The sequence below is a fragment of the Wolbachia endosymbiont of Encarsia formosa genome (assembly GCF_039540065.1).
Classification (GTDB): Bacteria; Pseudomonadota; Alphaproteobacteria; order Rickettsiales; family Anaplasmataceae; genus Wolbachia.
In genome coordinates this window covers 104,661-120,874 of the sequence record NZ_CP154278.1, presented here as the reverse complement: position 1 = coordinate 120,874, position 16,214 = coordinate 104,661, and the positions used below count along the sequence as shown (strand labels likewise).

Here is a 16,214-nt window from a genome sequence, read left to right as displayed (position 1 = left end):
CAGATTCGTTGTCGTCTCGAGGTGAACCCCCTTTTTTCTTTACAGCTTCAAAATCCTACCCTAATTTACTATTTGAGTTGTTTTCATTTTGGAAATAACTGTTTATTTAAGTTTAGAAAAGATTACATGAGCTTTTGATAAAAACAGCCCATTATTTAGATCACCGATAATGCTATAATAACCCTCTAAAATGTTTTAAAGATACTAATGTTAGCAAACTCTATAAACTTAAGAATAACTGTAGAAACTACTGTTTTTTTGAGTCAGATAGAGCAGGAAACATTACTTATAATTTAATAATTCTCCAAAATCAATTATATGTGAAAAGTAACCACTATCTATGACATCATCACTTACATCATTGACGTGGATAAGGACTGGACGACATGAAAAGCCTTTTGGACGATTTAGTGTATCTATTTTCTTTTGTACCTCCTGTATTATCGAATGACCAATTTTACTTTTTGAAAATTTGATTTCGCAAATGTAGAGAGTGTTAAACTTCGTTTGAATCATATAATCAATTTGACAACCTGCATTATTACGCGTTCTCTTCTGAAAAAATGGATTCTCGCTTATTATTCCATCAATCCCTAAGATATTATGTATGCTCTTTCTATTGTTCAGCACCAAATTTTCAAATTGAAGCCCAATAATTGTATACCACTCTGGTAAGAACCCTATAGAATAGGTGTCACGACTAATTTTCCCTAGATCTTTTTCGATATATTTTAGATAAAACCTTAAATAATTATCTTGAAGTCTGTATCTCCTGAGTCGTGAATCAGTACCAGTTTTTATACTCCAAGTATGATCTTTTGCAATAAAACCAGCAAGCTCAAGCTCATGTAGATACTCGGAAATGCGTCCATGTCTTACGATATTTAAAGTAGCACAAATTTCTTCTTGTTCTTTAGCTCCAGTAGAAAGAGCTCTGACTATTTGCTTATAAAAAGCCGTTTTTCTCATGAATAAATCTGAGAATATTTGATTAAATTCTTCAACTAAAAACCCACCTTTTGTAAAACAAAGCCTTTTAATATTTTCTTCAGCGCTATGCTTAAAATTTACCTCTTCTAAATACTTTGGAATTCCGCCAGTTACTGCAAGCACCTTGAACTTTTCATATGCTGAAATGTTTTTTGGCCAAAATTGATTGCAATCAGAAAGCGATAATTCTACGAGTGTTAAAGTTAACGATATTCTTCCTACGAAACCAGTGCTGCTAAGTATATTTTTCTCGATCCAGGATGAAGCTGATCCACAAACAACGAAAATTAGCTTGTTATTATTTTTTAGCTGCGTATCCCAAAAATTTTTTATTTTGCCTAAAAAGGTTGGATCTTTTGAGCCCATCCAAGAAATTTCATCAAACAGCAATAACGTTTTTCCTGATAGTAGACGTTCACCAACTGCCCATAGTAAATCGCTCCAGTCATCATACCTAGCAAAAGATGTATTAAATTGTCTAGCAACTTGTCTAGAAAATTCATTAAGCTGATAGGATGTTGTAGTATGCTTTTCTGGTGGCAGACCTATAAATGAATAATATTGCTCGAAATACTTACCAAACTCTTGAATTAAACGACTTTTTCCTATGCGACGCCTTCCTTTGACTACTACAAAAGATGTAGTATTTTTTTCTGTAAGCTCCAGTAATTGCTTTAACTCAGTTTTTCTACCAATAAACAATGGAGACATAAAATACGAAATATAAATCTTTGTCTCCATTATACGCGATAAAATTGGAGACGTAAATAAATAAATTTAGATCTTTGTCTCCATTTTAAGCGGTACATAAACTTTAGATGTAGAAAAAATGATTCATTTCTGTAATTTTAGATACCTATGCCTAAAGAACAAACAAATCATATCCTCTTTTTCCGGAATACTCAATAAATTGGCTGAAATCTTGAACGGAATACACTGTAATTTAAAGGGTATTTATATTATAAGCAGAATAGAAATTTAATGACTAAAGGCTAAAACCTATGTTTTAAAGCTAGCCACAATTTTTAAGTAGAAAAACTACTCCCCTGATTAAAGATCGCTTATAAAACAACCCTAAACTCAACTAAAAGGTATTTTAAGTAATCTTATTATCACAAAAGAAACTTACATGTAAGTTTAACGCGGTTTTCATGCCTTGTAAAGAAAATTTTTTAAAAAGAATTTAACGTTTTCTATCTCCAATTTTCACCTCCTTTTTTTAGAGAGCTATCCACAAAATTAAAAAATAAATAGAAGTGAGAAATATAAAATATAAATAGGGTATTATCATATACCTTATTTTTATTATTTATAATAATAGGTTTTTTCTCTAAACTAAGAAACACTCAAAATCAGCCAAGGAGCAGCCTTTTATGATATTATAGTAGTTTTCTTGACTTGTAACCTTGAATTATGTTAAACTCCCCTACAGTAGACTAATTCTCAGCTTAATGATATTTCATTTTATAATCTAAACTGCCTAAAATCATCGTAATCTCAAACCTGACTCCTTAAAATTTCGGACGAATTTGCGTGTATATAAATTTGTTGGACAAAAAACCTATCTACAGTTCTTTCAGAAATACTGAACAGTTTTTAAAATTTTGGTGAATATATAGTAAGGGAACACATGTACTTTCATAAACATATATTTGCTGTTAGAAAAAAAATTTCCCTACTCTTCCGGAAAAACCTATGAGAAATCCGGTATTACTATAGTAAAAGGTACCGAGACATCTCTCTACCCATTTATGACTGTATTTTAAATTACCAGCCTTTAAGAACATCATCATGAGCTATGTATCAGAGACATTTTGTCAATAAACATAGCTTATTTTAACAGGAGAAAACAATATGCATGACAAGCAAGCTTTATTTGAAAGAGCAGCAGAAGTAAAAGCAGAACTACTCTCAAGAATAGAATCATCTTTATCCTACTTATTACCAAATGGTACTTTCCACGGCGGTAAGTTCTATGTTGGTAATATTAGGGGAGATAGGGGAAAAAGCTTGGTAGTAGAAGCAAGAGGAGAAAAAGCCGGATTATGGGTTGATTTTGCCACGAGCGACGGTGGTGATATATTTGACTCTGGCGGGATGTTACTGGCAAAATTAAGTTTCTTGATACTATAGAAGATATAGAACAATGGCTTGGCCGTTCAACATTTCAACCAAATCAATTGGAATACTTAAATAAATCAGAAATACATTGGGATTACCACGATGAAAACAATCAAGTAATAGCAAAAATTCATAGATATGATAGCACTTCAGGAAAAAAACGATATAGCTGTTTTGATGTAAAAAACTCAAGTAGTACTGCACCGGACCCAAGACCTTTATATAATATTCCAGGTATAATTAAATCTGACGAAATTGTTTTCGTTGAAGGTGAAAAATGTGCTGAAAGTTTAATAAATAAAGGCATAACGGCAACAACGAAGATGTTTGGGGGGAATTCACCTATTGAGAAAACAGATTGGACTTTGCTAAAAGGTAAACATATTATCATTTGGCCAGATAATGATGAAGTAGGTAATAAATATGCCAAAAACGCTGAAAAGAAACTTTTAGAACTTGGTGTTGCATAACTTGTCACACTTAAGATTCCTCAAGATAAACCAAAAGCTTTGGATGCTGCTGATTGTATTCAAGAAGAGATAGATGTTGAAAAGTTTTTAGCTACAACTATTCGCATACCATGTAGAAAAAACGTTACCTTCTTTCTTGCAGATCAATACTTAAACGAAAAATCTTCTGGACCAGGTGATATTATTGAGCCAAGAGTTTTAACTCCAGGTGGTCTTTTAGTATTTGGCGGAGCTCCGAAGGTTGGTAAAAGCGATTTTCTCATCTCATGGCTTACATATATGGCTGCAGGAAAATCATTTCTTAGCATGTCACCTACTAAGCCTTTACGAATTCTTTATCTTCAAACAGAGGTTGGTTATTTCTACATGTGTGAGCGCATGAAACAACTTAAGCTTGATCCAGAGGTTCGTAAATTAATTTCCTGTAATTTAGCTATTACACCACAAACAAGGCTGCTTTTAAATGAAGACGGCATTAAAGACATTGTCACTGAAGCAGAAAAGATCTTTGATCCAAGTACAGTTGATGTCATTACCATTGATCCATTACGTAACATTTTTGATGCTGATGAACATGGTAGTGAAAATGATAATAATGCCATGATTTTCTTTCTCCAGGAGAGAGTTGAAAAACTGCGTTCTCTAATCAATCCAGATGCTGGAGTAATTTTAGTGCATCATACAAAAAAATGCCAAAGAAGTTATTGGAATAAGATCCATTTCAAAGCTTTAGTGGCGCAAGTAGTCTGAGGGGATTTTATACTACTGGAATGGTCATGTTTAGGCCTGATGAGAAAAACAGCAATCGTCAATTGATATTTGAATTACGTAACGGTCATTCCATTTCACCAAAATGCGTTGATAAAGTTAATGACCATTGGTATGAGATTGATCCAGAGTCACATAGGCTAGTGAATAAAGATTATGGTGAAAAACTAGATGCCGAACGTTCTCGTAGATATGAAATCATCTTGGACTTAATATGTGCAGAAGGACGTAAGGGTCATGCTTATACAATTAATCAGTTTTGTCAGGCATTTAAAAATAAAGAAGGTCTTGACAGTACACATTCTATTTGTGATCGTCTCGAAGTTCTTACTACTGCAAATATAGATTTAAAATTCAACGGTGTTAAAGAACACACTCTAACACCGCTTGGCTTTTCTATAATTATTGATAATCAGAGAGGCATTAAAGCTATTTTAGATATAGCTGAAGATAACAAGATATTAAAGAAGTTTTTGCTGGTGTAGACCAGCATGATTGTAAAAGACTTAAGGGGATCTTAGAAATATTAAAAAATCAAGAGCAGGATGAAGAGCAAAAAACTAAAATTTATGGTTGGCTAGAAATACTTGAAATAGCATATCTAGAATAGAGAATAGTGACAAACATTCTCAAAAATACATAATAAAACTATTAATAATAATTGGTAGTGTTATAACTGCATTAGCAGTTGGTATTAGATATGGTATTGCCAGTGTTAAATGATCAATATTGGCCATAGCTATAGCAGCTGCATTAGTAACAGGAGTTATTGTTGGTGGTACTACATATTCAGCACTTAAGATGATAAGCCTCTTTTAGAAATAGCTAGCCAATAAGTAGCAGAGGGAGGGCCATCGTTTACCTTCCTTTTGTATTTTTTGTTGGGAATGCTTGAAATCTCATGATTTTTGGAGTGAGATGAATTTTTCTTCTGAAGCATCACATAGCTTTATTTCAGCTAAAAAGAAATCATTGTAAGCATTTTGGGCTTTTTTTGCTAGTTTTTCACATATAGGTTGAGTATACTAAGATTCTTGCTATTTTCATTGATAGACTTACATAGTTGAGTGTCAATTTCTGCAATATTAATTTGCTCTTCTACATCGATCTCAACATTTTTTGGAATGGCCCTTTGTAACAGCTCCTTTTGCAACAGTGGTACCTTTTAATTTTCTGGAACAGATTTTTCAACTTCCCGTTGCTTTTATAGAATGTAAAAAGGCTATTCTTGCTTATGAATTCAACTATATACAGCATAATATCGATTAATCTTTTCTTTAACTTATTTTTCCAACCTTTCAATCGTTATCTTTAATCAATTATATTTTTCCATTTTGTAGATTAAAAAAATTTAGCTTGTCCTTTTCAAATAACATTAGCATGACTTACCTTTTTTTTGGTCTAGTAATTCTCTAGGAATTGTCCTCTTGAATTCTATGCTACTTTGTTTAACACTCACTTTTACCCACAAATAAAAAAGTGAGTAAAATGGATACCAAATAAATTTGGGATTAAAATGAGTGAAGTAAGTACAAATGTGCAATATACTGATGGCTTAGGGGATAAATGGCTGGAAAGAGAGTTAAAACACGTTAATTTAGGAAATACAAGACTTAATAAGAGACTTATTAAAACAGGATATTGTATAGAGGGTAAGGCGTCTGGATCAATTAATCAAAGCTGTAGTGGATGGAAAGAAGCTAAGGGTGCATACAGATTATTTAGCAATGAAAAGCTTAAGGATAAGGAAATTTATTCTTCCCATTACAAAGAAACTATGGAGAGAATGAAAGGAAATCAGTTTGTTTTTTCAGTTCAAGATACAAGTTATTTGGATTTTGACTCTCATATAAAAACCAAGAGGCTAGGTAGTATTTCTAAAGCTTATACGAAGAATAAAATGGGTTTACTGTTGCACAGTGCCTTAATAGTCAGCAAAGGAAGGATTGCCTTTAGGTCTATCTTCTCAACAATGTTGGGCACGTTCTATTAGGGAAAAAGAAAAGGCACAAGAAAAAGCAAACAGGAAATACCGTACCTCCATAGAAGAAAAAGAAAGTTATAAGTGGATAACAGCTCTCAAAGAAAGCATAAACAACCTTCCTGCAAATGTACAACTTGTTACCCTTGGTGATAGAGAGGCAGATATCTTCAAATTTTTATGGATCACTGAGACATTAGGTAGTTTTTATGTAATCCGTAATCGAACTAATAGAAGATTTATCTGTACTGAAATTGGAAAAACAGATTTGCAAACACGCATCACTCAACTGCCAGTAAAGAAGAAAATTTCTCTATAAGTTAATAAAGATAGAAACCAAAGATCAAGGAAAGCTAATATTGAAGTTAAGTATATGAAAGGCTATATACCTATCAGATCTTCTTCAATTTATGGATCAAAAGACACAGTGCATAAAATAAGTGATAAAATCCCTGTATATGTGGTAAGTGCAAAAGAAACAAATCCTCCTGAAGGATTGGAAGCTATTGATTGGACTTTGCTGACTAATGTACCAGTTAATAGCACTTTAGATGCTATAGAAAGGATAAATTGGTATAAGCTAAGATGGAAAATTGAGGAGTATTTCAGGGTTTTAAAATCAGGATGTAAAATATAAAGCTCTCGTTTAACTAGAAAGGAAAGGCTACAGAAATTAATTGCTATAAAGAGCATTATTGCATTTAAAATTTTATATTTAACAAAAGTCGCTTTATCAAATCCCATGGAAACCTGTACTAAAATTTTAAGCAATGAAGAGTGGAAGGCCCTTTTCATACGTGAGCATAAAGTAGCTACATTGCCAGAAGAACCTCCAAAAATAAAACAAGCTATTATTTGGTTAGGAAAATTAGGTGGATTTATGAATAGAAAAAGTGATAATTTACCAGGGGCTATGACTCTATGGCGGGGCTATGAAAATCTTAAGGAGAGCATAGTTATGCTTCACATCATGACCTCTCAAAATTGTGGGTAAAAGTGAGTGTTTAACATTGACGCATGATTCTGGAATCCAGGAGTTTTTTTTGAGCACAAAAGTTACTCTAAGTTTTTGCTGACAAGAAAGGCTGGATCCCAGTGTCGGAGCACTGGGATGGCACTATCGTAAGTTAAGACAGTGTTAACTACTTGGATGACAAGAAAGGAATGGCACTTTAATCCATATATTAACGAAATTGTAGACTTTAATATATCGGAATTTAGTAACTTAAATAAATTATGATACATCTCTTACAGATTCATTCAAACTTAATTAAGTGGGAGTATTGTTAATGCGAAAAGGGTTTAATTAAAATGGTATGGCGTGTGAGGAAGACATACATCAATTGGTAGAAAGTGGATTTGATATTAACTCAAAAGATGTAAGCGGAGTCACTCTCTTGCATAAGTTTACAAAAGAAGGCGATTTAGTTGGAGTAAAATCATTATTAGAGCACGAAGCTGACTTTAATGTTGTGGACAACGAAAATAGAAATCCACTGCATTATGCTATTATGCATGGACACAAAAAAATTGCTAAACTTCTTGTTAATCAACTGACAATTAATTCTAGAGATAAAAATGGATTTACTCCACTTCACCTTGCTACACTACAAGATGACACAGAATTAATGGATTTTTTAATAACAAAAGGCGCAAAAGTTAATGAAAAAGATGCTGAGGAAGGCTATACTCCTCTTCACATAGCTTCATTATACGGTTCTAAAAAGAGCGTCCAGATTTTAATTGATAGCGGAGCAAATCTTGAATGTGAAGATAACAACTTTCGTACTCCTTTATTTTTGACCATTTATCAATGTACTACACATTATGAAAGTAGAGCAGAGATTATAGAATATCTGATAAAGAAAGGTGCAAACATAGAAGCAAAATATGCAGAAAATAATACTACGCTTTTTCTAGCAGCATATAACAACAAAATGCAACTGGTAAAGCTTATTGTAAAGCAAGCAAAAGCTAAGTTAAAAGAGTTTATTTGCACAAAAAATAAACATGGTTTTGATGCACTGGATTGCGCTATTAAGCATAATAATAGGCAAATGGTAACATTTCTTGTTTCAAAGGGAATAGAAGTAGATGACCAAGATTGTAACGGTAACACCAGGTTACATAAAGCTAGCTATAATGGTGATACTAAAGCAGTTAAGTTCTTATTGGATCTTAAGGTAAACGTTAATGCCGTCACTAGATGCAACAGAACTCCTCTGCTACTTGCAGCTAAAAAAGGCCATGTAGAAATTGTAAGAATGTTGTTAGCAGTAAAAGCCAATATGAATATTTGTGATCAACAAGGTTTTACACCTCTGCATCTTACTATTCAAAAGGATTATTTTGATATAGCTCAGCTATTAATAGAAAAAGGGGCAATTAAGTGTAGTAAAGATTATACCGCAATAGATATGTTTATTGACAAGGCTCATAGCAAAAAAAATATTGAAGAAAATTACAAAAAATTTTGTAGGTTTTTGATGCTTTACTTGAAAGAGCTACATAGTAAACACAAAGCCTTTTGTGTACTTTCAATCCTAGCTCTAAGCTTAACAATTATAGGTTTACTATTTATTTTCAAGCCTATTATTAAATATAGAGAAAGAAGTAAAATATATAAAAAAATTAGGGCTATGCTGATTTATATTTAAGTACAACAGGAGAACTAAGCTAATATATGACAATTATCTGCTCGATAAAAATGGAATTAAATATATCCGTTTAGCAGAGTGGCAAAATAAAATAGACAAAACCATAAAAATAAATGGCGTAATGCACTGAACATTTGCTGTGCATTTTACCTTCAAAAATGAATGTTCATACATCTGTGAGAAAGCGGTAATGCATGAGCTTAATCTACAAAGATCAAAAAAGTTCTTTTTTAAAAAACTTAAGTTATACTCATAAGTATTTGATACTTTTGTAGTGATTATGTCCAGTTTTAAAAATAACTCCTGTTTTTATGGCGATAATGTCGAATTTGTGGAAGAAATTTATAGCCGTTACTTGCAAGGCGATAAATCAATTGGAGAAGATTGGTACAGAATTTTTTCGAGCAATTTAGAAGTTAATAAAGCAGAACCCTGCAGAGCACAGAATGAAGCTAAGGTATATGCTGATGATTTAGCAAATTTTTTCAGATCTTATGGTCACTTTTTTGCAGACTTAAATCCATTATCACCGAATGTAAATAAGGAAATAGATTATCAAAAATACTTGAATCTTTCTCCTACAAGTGACACTAGAATCTACAGAGATATTTACTGCAAGAATATCGGTTTTGAATTTATGCATATTTCCTCTTATGAGGAAAGAGTTTGGCTGCAGGAGAAAATTGAAAATCAGGTCTATACGCTAAGCCCTCAGGATAAAAAAGAAATACTAAGGCACTTGATTGAATCTGAGATGTTTGAGCAATTTCTCCATATGAAATTTCCTGGGTATAAGCGTTTTTCTATCGAAGGTGGGGAGTCAGCCATTGTTGCAATTGAAAGAGTTATTAGTGATTCTGCAGCTTTTGGTATTGAAGAAATAGTTCTTGGTATGGCCCACCGAGGACGGCTCAATGTTCTAACCAAAGTGATGGGAAAAGATTATGCGGCAATGCTGTCTGAATTTCAAGGCAACCTTGCATATCCAAGTGGTCTTGAGGTGTCTGGTGATGTCAAATATCACCTTGGTTACTCTTCTGATCGAGCACTTGCTGGTGGTAAAAAAATACACTTAAGTTTATGTCCTAACCCATCTCACCTTGAGGCGGTAAATCCTGTTCTAGCTGGAAGAGTAAGGGCAAAACAAAATACAAGATCTGTGCTTGGAATATCAATTCATGGTGATGCAGCTTTTATCGGGCAGGGAGTGGTTGCTGAAACTCTGACTTTGAGCAACATTGAAGGTTATAAAGTTGGTGGTATCGTGCATATTGTCATCAATAACCAAGTTGGTTTTACTGCGAATCCTCGTTGTGCACGCTCTTCTTTTTATTGTACTGATGTAGCAAAATCAATAGAAGCTCCAATATTTCATGTTAATGGAGATAATCCAGAAGTCGTGAGTTTTGCCGCGAGTTTGGCAATGGAGTATGTGCAGAAATTTAAAAAGGATGTGGTGATTGACATAATATGCTACCGCAAATATGGCCATAATGAAGGCGATGAACCAAATTTTACTCAGCCACTTATGTATAAAGAAATATCAAGGCATAAAACTCCGGGAACAATTTACGAAGAGAAGCTGGCTGCAGAGAAAGTCCTAATTAGTGATGAAGTAAGTAAATTACGCAGCGAATTTAGGGTAAGGTTGGATAAGAGTCTTGCTGAGTCAGTGACTTACACTCCAAAAAAAGCTGATTGGTTTGATGGAGTGTGGTCGAAATTGAGAAGAGCAAAGTTGAACGATTTGAATGAATACTATACGGACTCTGGTGTCTCGCCAGATGAGCTAAAAAAATTAGGTGTACACATAAATAGCAATATTCCAAGTAGTTTTAATCTCAATAATAAAGTCAGAAGAATACTTGATGGCAGAATAGACAGTATAAATTCCGGTAGCAACATAGACTGGGCAACTGCTGAAAGTCTTGCATTCGCGTCATTGCTTAAAGAAGGAATAGGAGTGCGCTTGTCAGGACAAGATTCTGGTCGCGGCACCTTCTCGCACCGTCATTCAAGACTTGTTGATCAAGTAACAGAAGAAACGTTTATTCCACTGAACAATATAAGTAAAGAGCAAGCTCGCTTTGAAGTTATAGATAGCGCACTATCTGAGTATGCTGTGATGGGTTTTGAATATGGATATAGCCTTGATTCTCCTTATTCACTTGTGCTCTGGGAAGGGCAGTTCGGTGATTTTGCAAATGGCGCGCAAATTATGATCGACCAATTTATTTCATCTGCAGAAACAAAGTGGTTGCGGTCAAGTGGTCTAGTTCTACTTTTGCCTCATGGTTATGAAGGGCAGGGGCCTGAGCATAGTTCTGCTCGTATAGAGAGGTTTTTGCAGCTCTGTGCAGAGGATAATATGCAGGTGGTTAATTGCTCTACTCCTGCGAATTATTTTCATGCTTTACGCCGACAAATTAATCGAGATTTTCGTAAGCCTTTAGTGGTGTTTACACCTAAATCACTATTGCGTCATAAAAGCGCAGTTTCTAACCTTTCTGACTTTGAAGGAAAATTTCTTACGGTAATTCCAGAGTGTAGAACAGGTTTAGTTGCAAGTGATAAAATACGTAAAGTTGTAATATGTAGTGGTAAAGTTTATTACGACATAATTGAAATGCTTGAAGCACAAAAAATAAACGATATAGCAGTAGTGCGTTTAGAACAATTTTATCCATTCCCGGACGATAAACTAAACAATGAATTCGAAAAATATAAGAACGCTGAAATTATATGGTGTCAAGAGGAACCAAAAAATATGGGAGGATGGTTCTTTGTCAACCCATTGATAGAAGAGGTATTGTCTGGCCTCAATGCTCAAGCAAAAAGACCTAAGTGCATTGCAAGACCTGCTGTTGCATCTCCTGCATGTGGTTATGATAATATCCATGCTCAGCAACAAGCAGAAATTTTGAAGAAAGTTGCGCAGGCACAACTGTACAAACACTGAGCGGCTTCAAGCAGACTTATTAATTATACTCTAGCACTTAGATAACTTACAACAATCAAACCTTTTATATACTCATACGAATATAAAAAGACTTTTATTTTTTTATAAAAGTATAATATTTATTAAGATTTTTATTTATTTTCTCAAAGTAGTTAATATATCTCATATTAATATTAATTAATATGAGATATATATGAAGACAGAAATATTTGAGAGGCTAATAGGTCAAACTAGACTACGCAGCGATAGCAAGGCTAAAATCATACGCTTAAATAGAGACAAAAAGGCTTTTATAGATGAGGATAAAAAGTCTATAAAATTAGCTGAGGCTATTTTTTCAAAAAATAATATGTTTCGTTTTCGCAAACCAGGTGCTGCTACGGATTACATTTTGCACAAATTAATAAATGATAGAAAGCTTCTCGAGGAAATGAAAGATAGAGGTACAAGTATAATACGTCTTTTTTCTTTGCTATCAATGTATCGTGGTCTTCCCGATTGCTGTGTTGTGAGAAAAGAAGGATGTATTACTGAGTTTGGAATACTACTTATATTGACGAATGTTTAGAATCAGTACCTTTAGAAGACTTTATACTTATTGAGTCTGCTTTGTACCTAGAGTACATTTTGTTTGAGAATGATGATATTAGAAATAGGTTAGCTGAAGATAAAACAAAATTAGATATTTTCGTAAATGGAATTTTAGCAATGAAGAATTCGGATTTAGTATTGTCTTGTATTAACAAAATACAAGGGCTGAATGAGGAAGATAGAAATTATGTTAATTACTTACAGCAAAAAGAATTTATGCTAGATAGAACCTTAGATAAAGACGGTATAACGTTTGGGAAATTAGTTATCAAGGGGTTGTTAAAACTTTTTATTTTACAGGAAAAAGAAAGTACTACTTTAGAATCTCCTCAAATTTCAAGTGTGGAACATTGTAATGGACGATAGGCTTTAAAATATGCTGAGGCTCATTTAAATATGAGCCTCAGTGTCGCTTGATTTTTATGGCATCCTAGTTTAACTTATTTCACTTCCACCAAAGGAATATTGTTCCAGCTGATGGTACCATAATTATCAATAGAAGCGTTTAGGTAATCTGTATCAAAGCGTACTGGTACATCAAATTCGAAGCTTGCAGTGATTATTGTGCCTTTTGCTGGTGGTTTCATAAATGATATTTCTCCCGTTGAATAATTTAGTGAATATTTTTCTGTCTCTTCACCATTTAGGTAAATTTTTATTGTATCATGCACTGGCTTTTTAATAGTTCGTGTATGCTTGTCTTTTCCACTTATGTAAGTTTTTATCAGCTGAAAGGTCGCTTTTTTATCGTCTCCTATGCCAATTTCTTGATTGATAACTGTAAAGTCTGACCAATCCTTAAAGCGAAACCCTATAGCTTTACCTTTTCGTGCCTGAAAAAATGTTATGAGTTCTGTTATCTGCTCGTTTGACCTAACTCCATAAGCTACGTTATACCTGGCACGTGCACGAGACCAATTAATATTGCGCTGCTCACAGCCATTATGAGTTGTTACAATGTCAGTGGAAAATTCTGGTCCTCCAGTGGAACCATAAGATATATTTTCTGGAAATCTAATTTCTGTGAATGACATATTTCCTCCTATGAAAACCAAATTGATTTGGTGTAGATAAAGTAAGAAAGAGCTTAAGCTTTTAAAGCTACTTTATCAATCAGGCCATAAATTTTTAATCCCGTTTCTTCTAAAAAAGTAAAGGTGTTGTTTTCTCCTACCTTACCTTTCAGTTCGTTAATGTCTTGATGACTCTGCGTTAACTGATATACACAAACACATGCAATGGCTAAAGCAAATCCAGCAAGACATGCTGAAGGAATTGGTTGGGTAAAAATAGCAACTGTAGCAAATGCTGTGAATGCTATAGCTGTTATTACAGCAGCTATGCTATAAATAGCTTCTCTTCTGTAACAACTATTGATTAATTTCTTTTCTATTGCCTCTTGTTGTGTTTCTTGCCCTTGTTGATGAGAAATAGTAATTACTGTATCTGTATGAATTGGCTCACTAGCGCTGGTATTAATTCTCTCTTTTTGTGTTTCATGATCTTGCACAATTGCTGATTTGCTAGTTCTGATATTATATTGTTCTTCTTGCTCTGATTGATCAGAAGCAGGAACTTCTGTCACCTCACCAAAGATTTCTTCATTAGAAACTGGTTGACTTTCTGTTATATCTTCAGAAATTTCACTTAGAAGTGGCACAAAATGCCTCATGTAATTCACTATACGAACAACCTTATCGCCTTCACCTTCTTCACCTGTAGTAATATATCTACCACCTATAGGTTCTTCTTCTAGTGCTATCACTTCAATTTTCACTTTGTACTTTTCACATATCATTCTCCCTTCAATCTCTGGACGACCCCATATAGCTAGAGAATTAGTTTCTGTAGACATATTTTTAATGTTGTTTAGATATTTAGAAAAAGAGTTGGAATTATCTGGCTTAATAGTAACTTTTTCTCCTTTTTCTTTTCCATCTTCGCTTATTTCTTCTTCTTTATCTTTACTTGTTTCATATTCGTCTAGTAACAAATCATCATCTGTGCCATACCTACTTTTCAAAATCTCTAAAATCTTCCCTTCTCTATCTTCACGATATTCCTCTAGTAACCAGATGAAAAACTCCTCTTCTGTATATTTGGTTATTATTTCTTCACCTTTACACCAGTATGTTTGTGCAGATATGCCTTTTTCATCTTCGCTATTTCTTTCCTTCGCTATTACTTTGCTATCCAAATTTCCTTCACCTACAAAATATCCTCCTTCTTCAGCATCTCCTGTTATTTTTTTATAAACCCACGAATTTGAATTTGCATTTGCTCTAGCATAATTTTCACAATCTTCTCTTAATGATTTTGCGGTAAAACGATGACCAGGTTTTATATTTATCTCATTCAATCCTTGAGCCACGTAGTCAAAAAAGCAATCTCCTTCTGATATAGAAGCTCCTATTTTTAGCTTTTCAGGATAAGCTCTCTTTAGCTCATTCAATAAACTACTTCTTTTTGTTTTTTGTGCCCGAAATTTATAAACTAGTCTTTCTAGCCTTTGAGAATAAAAAGAGTCTAGATTCTTAAATAAAAATTGACTTAATTTTGTGCTTTTTTCGACTTGCCGAAAAAGAGCAATTGGTTTTCTGTTGAAATTTTTCATGTTATAACTCCAAAATAATAATTGTATTTTAATAGATTAATCAGCCTAGGAAGGCTTATTACTTAAGGTCGTGCTGTATTGCAAGGAAAAACACCTACTTTTCTTGAACTAATATGTAGCTTATACATATTGTTACTTACTATATCTTAAATTAATTATACTTAAACTTTCTTGTGATGTCAAGCAGGAATTTTATTAATCTTTTAACTCATTCACTTTTTTACGTAATATATTCAAATCAGTTTTTCCTACAAAAAGACTATCTCCTATTATCAAAAAAGGTGTACCGCCTACTCCCAAATCCCTTACTAAAAGTTTGCTGTTGTTTATCATTTGCTCAATTTTGTCTGCATTATTTTTCATAGAGTTATTAAAATCGTTCTCGTTAACCCCTATATTTTTCACTATACCTAATATAGTTTTGTCTGAAAATTCTCCTCTGTGATCTAGTGCAGCATAGTGAAAATCTAAGTACTTTTCTTTATCGATAAAATAAGTTGCTAAAGCACCTTTTGCTGCTTTTAAAGAGTTGTTACCAAGTATTGGAGCATCTCTAAAGATGTATTTAACTTTGCCATCATTGATCAATTGTTTTACATCGTTCTTTATAGCTTTGCAATAGCCACAAGAATAGTCAAAAAAACCTACAGCTATGATATTGCTATTTTCATTTCCTGAGTAAGGATAAGTAGAGTCGAATATTTCATTTTTATGCTGAGAAATTTTATTTTTGGTTGCATTAGCATAACTATTTTTAGCTGACTCTTCCTGGAGAGCTTTTAGAACTCTATCAAAATTTTTACTGATGTAATTATCCAATCTCTCACCTATATAATCATCATTTAAGTTCTGACTGCGGTGTGAAAGCCAATTGTTTATTACTGGTAAACTTGCTACTGCAAGTATAAAAATCAATAAAAATGGTATCTTAGACATATACTTACTTAAAGAATACAAATATTAAAGAAATGCTTAATGTTAAAACATTTTTATCAAGAAATGCAAACTTTATAAAATGAAATTTAAGATATTTTTGTAAAGTTCATCATAAGATTTGGTGATG

General features: G+C 33.3%; 17 protein-coding genes. 12 read left to right on the top strand and 5 right to left on the bottom strand.

Annotation, left to right across the window (positions count from 1 at the left end; genetic code table 11):
• Window positions 1-282: 282 nt before the first annotated feature.
• Window positions 283-1,701, bottom strand: coding sequence for an AAA family ATPase (locus AAE962_RS00690; protein WP_343289158.1), 1,419 nt, complete (start codon window positions 1,699-1,701; stop codon window positions 283-285).
• Window positions 1,702-2,844: 1,143 nt separating this feature from the next.
• Here AAE962_RS00690 and AAE962_RS00685 point away from each other — a divergent pair.
• The 4 genes from AAE962_RS00685 to AAE962_RS00670 are packed head-to-tail and all read left to right on the top strand — an operon-like array spanning window position 2,845 to window position 4,834.
• A complete protein-coding gene (locus tag AAE962_RS00685) occupies window positions 2,845-3,123 on the top strand; it encodes a hypothetical protein (RefSeq protein WP_343289157.1) in 279 nt (92 codons plus the stop codon).
• Window positions 3,124-3,170: 47 nt separating this feature from the next.
• Window positions 3,171-3,581: a hypothetical protein gene (locus tag AAE962_RS00680; protein WP_343289156.1), complete on the top strand. Its 411-nt coding sequence runs from the start codon at window positions 3,171-3,173 to the stop codon at window positions 3,579-3,581.
• Between the two features lie 39 nt (window positions 3,582-3,620).
• Window positions 3,621-4,331: an AAA family ATPase gene (locus AAE962_RS00675; RefSeq protein WP_343289155.1), complete on the top strand. Its 711-nt coding sequence runs from the start codon at window positions 3,621-3,623 to the stop codon at window positions 4,329-4,331.
• 26 nt (window positions 4,332-4,357) lie between these two features.
• Entirely contained in the window at window positions 4,358-4,834 is a 477-nt protein-coding gene (locus tag AAE962_RS00670; protein ID WP_343289154.1) for a hypothetical protein, read from the top strand.
• A 512-nt stretch (window positions 4,835-5,346) separates the two neighbouring features.
• Here AAE962_RS00670 and AAE962_RS00665 read toward each other — a convergent pair.
• A complete protein-coding gene (locus AAE962_RS00665) occupies window positions 5,347-5,502 on the bottom strand; it encodes a hypothetical protein (protein ID WP_264336876.1) in 156 nt (51 codons plus the stop codon).
• Window positions 5,503-5,865: 363 nt separating this feature from the next.
• On the opposite strand from AAE962_RS00665, the gene AAE962_RS00660 reads away from it, so the two are divergent.
• The 8 genes from AAE962_RS00660 to AAE962_RS00625 all read left to right on the top strand — a co-directional run bounded on the left by AAE962_RS00660 (window position 5,866) and on the right by AAE962_RS00625 (window position 12,903).
• Window positions 5,866-6,342, top strand: a complete 477-nt coding sequence (locus AAE962_RS00660; RefSeq protein WP_343288676.1) for a transposase DNA-binding-containing protein — start codon at window positions 5,866-5,868, stop codon at window positions 6,340-6,342.
• On the top strand, window positions 6,296-6,649 hold the full coding sequence (locus tag AAE962_RS00655) for a hypothetical protein (RefSeq protein WP_343288677.1): 354 nt from the start codon (window positions 6,296-6,298) through the stop codon (window positions 6,647-6,649). The genes AAE962_RS00660 and AAE962_RS00655 overlap by 47 nt, the downstream gene beginning before the upstream one ends.
• A 54-nt stretch (window positions 6,650-6,703) precedes the next feature.
• The gene (locus AAE962_RS00650; protein ID WP_343288678.1) at window positions 6,704-6,967 is read left to right on the top strand and encodes a hypothetical protein; all 264 of its coding nucleotides are present in this window, start codon (window positions 6,704-6,706) and stop codon (window positions 6,965-6,967) included.
• Window positions 6,968-7,072: 105 nt separating this feature from the next.
• Window positions 7,073-7,324, top strand: a complete 252-nt coding sequence (locus tag AAE962_RS00645) for an IS4 family transposase (protein ID WP_343288679.1) — start codon at window positions 7,073-7,075, stop codon at window positions 7,322-7,324.
• 322 nt (window positions 7,325-7,646) lie between these two features.
• Entirely contained in the window at window positions 7,647-8,987 is a 1,341-nt protein-coding gene (locus AAE962_RS00640; protein WP_343289153.1) for an ankyrin repeat domain-containing protein, read from the top strand.
• Between the two features lie 280 nt (window positions 8,988-9,267).
• Complete coding sequence (locus tag AAE962_RS00635; RefSeq protein WP_343289152.1) at window positions 9,268-11,946, top strand: 2-oxoglutarate dehydrogenase E1 component; 2,679 nt, start codon at window positions 9,268-9,270, stop codon at window positions 11,944-11,946.
• Between the two features lie 193 nt (window positions 11,947-12,139).
• Window positions 12,140-12,514 carry a hypothetical protein gene (locus tag AAE962_RS00630; protein ID WP_343289151.1) on the top strand — a complete coding sequence of 125 codons (375 nt, stop codon included), beginning with the start codon at window positions 12,140-12,142 and terminating at the stop codon, window positions 12,512-12,514.
• Between the two features lie 59 nt (window positions 12,515-12,573).
• Entirely contained in the window at window positions 12,574-12,903 is a 330-nt protein-coding gene (locus AAE962_RS00625; protein ID WP_343289150.1) for a hypothetical protein, read from the top strand.
• Between the two features lie 74 nt (window positions 12,904-12,977).
• Here AAE962_RS00625 and AAE962_RS00620 read toward each other — a convergent pair whose 3' ends face one another.
• The 3 genes from AAE962_RS00620 to AAE962_RS00610 all read right to left on the bottom strand — a co-directional run bounded on the left by AAE962_RS00620 (window position 12,978) and on the right by AAE962_RS00610 (window position 16,087).
• Window positions 12,978-13,571: a TIGR02217 family protein gene (locus tag AAE962_RS00620; protein WP_343289149.1), complete on the bottom strand. Its 594-nt coding sequence runs from the start codon at window positions 13,569-13,571 to the stop codon at window positions 12,978-12,980.
• Between the two features lie 53 nt (window positions 13,572-13,624).
• Window positions 13,625-15,151, bottom strand: a complete 1,527-nt coding sequence (locus AAE962_RS00615) for a hypothetical protein (protein WP_343289148.1) — start codon at window positions 15,149-15,151, stop codon at window positions 13,625-13,627.
• Window positions 15,152-15,346: 195 nt separating this feature from the next.
• A complete protein-coding gene (locus AAE962_RS00610; protein ID WP_343289147.1) occupies window positions 15,347-16,087 on the bottom strand; it encodes a DsbA family protein in 741 nt (246 codons plus the stop codon).
• Window positions 16,088-16,214: the final 127 nt, after the last annotated feature.

Excerpts from the sequence above, each read along its gene's own strand:
- AAE962_RS00620 (WP_343289149.1), bottom strand. The coding sequence starts at position 13,571 with ATGTCATTCACAGAAATTAGATTTCCAGAAAATATATCTTATGGTTCC.
- AAE962_RS00640 (WP_343289153.1), top strand. The coding sequence starts at position 7,647 with ATGGCGTGTGAGGAAGACATACATCAATTGGTAGAAAGTGGATTTGAT.
- AAE962_RS00690 (WP_343289158.1), bottom strand. The coding sequence starts at position 1,701 with ATGTCTCCATTGTTTATTGGTAGAAAAACTGAGTTAAAGCAATTACTG.
- AAE962_RS00635 (WP_343289152.1), top strand. The coding sequence starts at position 9,268 with ATGTCCAGTTTTAAAAATAACTCCTGTTTTTATGGCGATAATGTCGAA.
- AAE962_RS00630 (WP_343289151.1), top strand. The coding sequence starts at position 12,140 with ATGAAGACAGAAATATTTGAGAGGCTAATAGGTCAAACTAGACTACGC.
- AAE962_RS00660 (WP_343288676.1), top strand. The coding sequence starts at position 5,866 with ATGAGTGAAGTAAGTACAAATGTGCAATATACTGATGGCTTAGGGGAT.
- AAE962_RS00610 (WP_343289147.1), bottom strand. The coding sequence starts at position 16,087 with ATGTCTAAGATACCATTTTTATTGATTTTTATACTTGCAGTAGCAAGT.
- AAE962_RS00670 (WP_343289154.1), top strand. The coding sequence starts at position 4,358 with ATGTTTAGGCCTGATGAGAAAAACAGCAATCGTCAATTGATATTTGAA.
- AAE962_RS00650 (WP_343288678.1), top strand. The coding sequence starts at position 6,704 with ATGAAAGGCTATATACCTATCAGATCTTCTTCAATTTATGGATCAAAA.
- AAE962_RS00645 (WP_343288679.1), top strand. The coding sequence starts at position 7,073 with ATGGAAACCTGTACTAAAATTTTAAGCAATGAAGAGTGGAAGGCCCTT.
- AAE962_RS00615 (WP_343289148.1), bottom strand. The coding sequence starts at position 15,151 with ATGAAAAATTTCAACAGAAAACCAATTGCTCTTTTTCGGCAAGTCGAA.
- AAE962_RS00685 (WP_343289157.1), top strand. The coding sequence starts at position 2,845 with ATGCATGACAAGCAAGCTTTATTTGAAAGAGCAGCAGAAGTAAAAGCA.